This is a genomic window from uncultured Lentibacter sp. (assembly GCF_937123735.1).
Classification (GTDB): domain Bacteria; phylum Pseudomonadota; class Alphaproteobacteria; order Rhodobacterales; family Rhodobacteraceae; genus Lentibacter.
The window spans coordinates 1-2683 of record NZ_CAKZKL010000019.1; the positions used below are offsets into that span (position 1 = coordinate 1).

Sequence of the window (2683 nt, forward strand, 5' to 3'; positions counted from 1 at the left end):
CCACAAGCTGTCAGGGACATTGCCATGAGCGTGAGGCCCGAGCCTTTGAGGGCGCGTTGGGCGTTCTTTGATTCCCAAAGTTTAACCATTTTGGACACTGCGGGATTGGTGTTGCTGGTAGCATTCATACTCGCAAGCTGTGGTGCGTTTGGGCGGTGCTGTGCGTTAGGGGTGTGGGGCCTTGTTGATCACGTCGCTGTGCTTTCGGATGTTGCTGATCAGCGCTCTGACTTCGGGGGTGATTGCGGAGGAGCGGCGGGTGACGATCCCGATGGATATCTCCGGGGAGATATTTTCAAAACTGTAGCAGTTCAGCCCGCCCAGGGCATTGAGGGCCTGCGCGATGCCTCGGGGAAGCACGCAGAGGCTGGGAAACTCCTCCAGAACACCGCGCGCGAAGGGAATGGAATCTGTTTCGATGCGCCGTTCGATCCTGTCCAATCCGAGAGAGCGCAGGAAAATCTTGGCCTGATTGTTGATGCTTGTGCCTTGGGCAGGGACCACAACCGGCAGGTCTTTGACCTCTTGCAGGAAGGTTTCGGTGCCTTCGATGCGGGCAAAGAACTTTTTGGAGCAGACGAGCGAAAAATAATCTTTGGTCAGCAGGGTGAATTTGAGCTGATCAGAGAGCAGCCTGTTGCCATTGCCCAGAATGCCGAGGTGGGAGCGGTGGTTTAACACGCTTTCTTCAACTTGGGCGCTGTTTTGGGAGAGCACGCGAACGGTGCCGCCTGCCTGTGTATAGGGCTTGATCGACATGGGCAGCAGATAGGCCGCAGCGCTCGGGATGGAGGAAATCACGATTTCCCGGCGCGCGGGTTGTGCCTGTCGGACGGCCTCCTCCTCGGCGCTTCGGGCCAGTTCAACGATGGGGTGCACCCGTTCGAGGTATTTGGCCCCGGCGGCTGTCAGCTCAACGCCGCGATTGCCCCGCAAAACAAGCCGTTGTCCGAGCGTGCCCTCGATAGCATTGATGGCTTTGGTGACGGCCGTTGTGGAGCAGCCGATCGCGCCGGAAGCCGCCGAAAAGCTTCCCGCTTCGGCGACCTCCTTAAAATACTGCATCTGCTGTAAAGTGATTTTAATCACTATTCGAGTTCCATTGATAAATATTCGATCTCAGACCTGAGACGCTGTAGTTCTAATTCATAGAGCCGAATGCAATCGAGGCGTTTTGGCTTTTTACCTATTGGAATAATCAACCGGCCGTAAATAGTGCCGCTGCTGCCATTGGTAAAAGATTGGGTGTCATTTTCTGTTTTAGCTACTCCAATGTCAAAAAAGGCGCCACCCCCGTTGACGGATTGGCTGCACCGGCTTCCGTCCATGGTTTGAATGGTGTCTGACGCGTTTGCCATGCCTCGTGGTGTGGGCAGATCTATTGAAAAGTTCTCAGCCTCAGCGGCGCTTGTGAGCAGTATAAGCCCCACAAATCCTGAGCAAAGTATTTGAGTTGTGTTTTTGAGTGCTGACACAAACATTAACCTCTCTTTGTTTTTCGTTTTCCAGATTTCCGATAACCAGAATTATTTTGCGCACCGATTCAGGGCCGATTTTAAGACGGTTTGGCTGGACTTTAACGGCTTTGGGGCGGGTGCCATCCGGTCCGGGCATTACCTCAACATCAACAATAATGCTGCGTTTGCCCTCATTGAGAACGTTGAGATAAAACCCCTTGCGGTCCGACGCGCTGTGGCCTGACTTTTCCATCGGCATAAGGCCAATACTCTGGGCTGCGTCAGGTATTGCGCTGGCCAGCCCGGCGAGCAACAGCCCGCAGACCGACCCCGCAAGCCTGTGCTTTAAGGCGAGCACGTTATGACCGTGTCGATTTGGTATTGGCCTTCGACAAACCCTGCGTCGTTTTCGGTGCGGCTGTCGAACACAACCGAGGTGATCGGGATCACACCAACCTGAAAACTGGTTTCCGAAGCGGTGTAATCTTGGGACACCGAGCTCAGAAGGCCGTCGCCCTGGTATGCGATTTTTGTGGTCTCTGCCCCTGCGCTATAGCCGGCGGGGTAGGCCGAGAGGGTCGGCGCTCCAACGGTGATCGTGTTGTTTGCAAGCGATACGATGGTGATGGCCGCCTGGGCACCGCCCAATTCCTGCGAGCTGAGGCTTTTGCCGTCCGAGGCAAGGCCGAGCGCCCCGTCAGAGCCGACACCGAGGGTGCAAGAGTTTGCCATGCTGCCTGCAAATGAAATGATTTCCGCGTCAGCCGACACGGGCAAGAGGGCCAAGAGGGACAGTGATATGAGTTTTTTCATGATGATCTCCTTATGGCCTCAAGAAAGCCTGCTTTGCGCCGCGGCGTGAGTCACAATATCGGGGCTGGATGCAACCAAAGGGTGTAGCTGGCGATCAGCCCACACGGGGCTCACACCCTGGCTGGAGCCCTGGGCCGCACGGTGGCGCAGGCTCCAGCCCAGTGGCGCACGGCTGCACGGATCCTTACGGACGCACAGGCCAGAATAGAGGTTGGAGATTTTCTTTGATGTCGATGACTCGGCGCCAAGCCGTTTCACAACACTTTATGACTTACCGTCACAAAAGAAGAAGACACCCGAAGGTGCCTAAGTCTTTGTTCTCAAGTGAGAAAGTGGTGAGCCGTGATGGGTTCGAACCATCGACCTACTGATTAAAAGTCAGTTGCTCTACCAACTGAGCTAACGGCCCACTA

General features: G+C 55.3%; 3 protein-coding genes and 1 tRNA gene. All 4 read right to left on the reverse strand.

The window, feature by feature from the left end; translation table 11 throughout:
- Positions 1 to 165: 165 nt before the first annotated feature.
- The 4 genes from Q0478_RS05105 to Q0478_RS05120 all read right to left on the reverse strand — a co-directional run bounded on the left by Q0478_RS05105 (position 166) and on the right by Q0478_RS05120 (position 2679).
- Positions 166 to 1089, reverse strand: a complete 924-nt coding sequence (locus tag Q0478_RS05105) for a LysR family transcriptional regulator (RefSeq protein ID WP_298676841.1) — start codon at positions 1087 to 1089, stop codon at positions 166 to 168.
- Positions 1089 to 1481 carry a hypothetical protein gene (locus tag Q0478_RS05110; RefSeq protein WP_298676842.1) on the reverse strand — a complete coding sequence of 131 codons (393 nt, stop codon included), beginning with the start codon at positions 1479 to 1481 and terminating at the stop codon, positions 1089 to 1091. The genes Q0478_RS05105 and Q0478_RS05110 overlap by 1 nt, the downstream gene beginning before the upstream one ends.
- Before the next feature lie 321 nt (positions 1482 to 1802).
- Positions 1803 to 2270: a hypothetical protein gene (locus Q0478_RS05115; protein WP_298676844.1), complete on the reverse strand. Its 468-nt coding sequence runs from the start codon at positions 2268 to 2270 to the stop codon at positions 1803 to 1805.
- 333 nt (positions 2271 to 2603) lie between these two features.
- A tRNA-Lys gene (locus Q0478_RS05120) sits at positions 2604 to 2679 on the reverse strand.
- Positions 2680 to 2683: the final 4 nt, after the last annotated feature.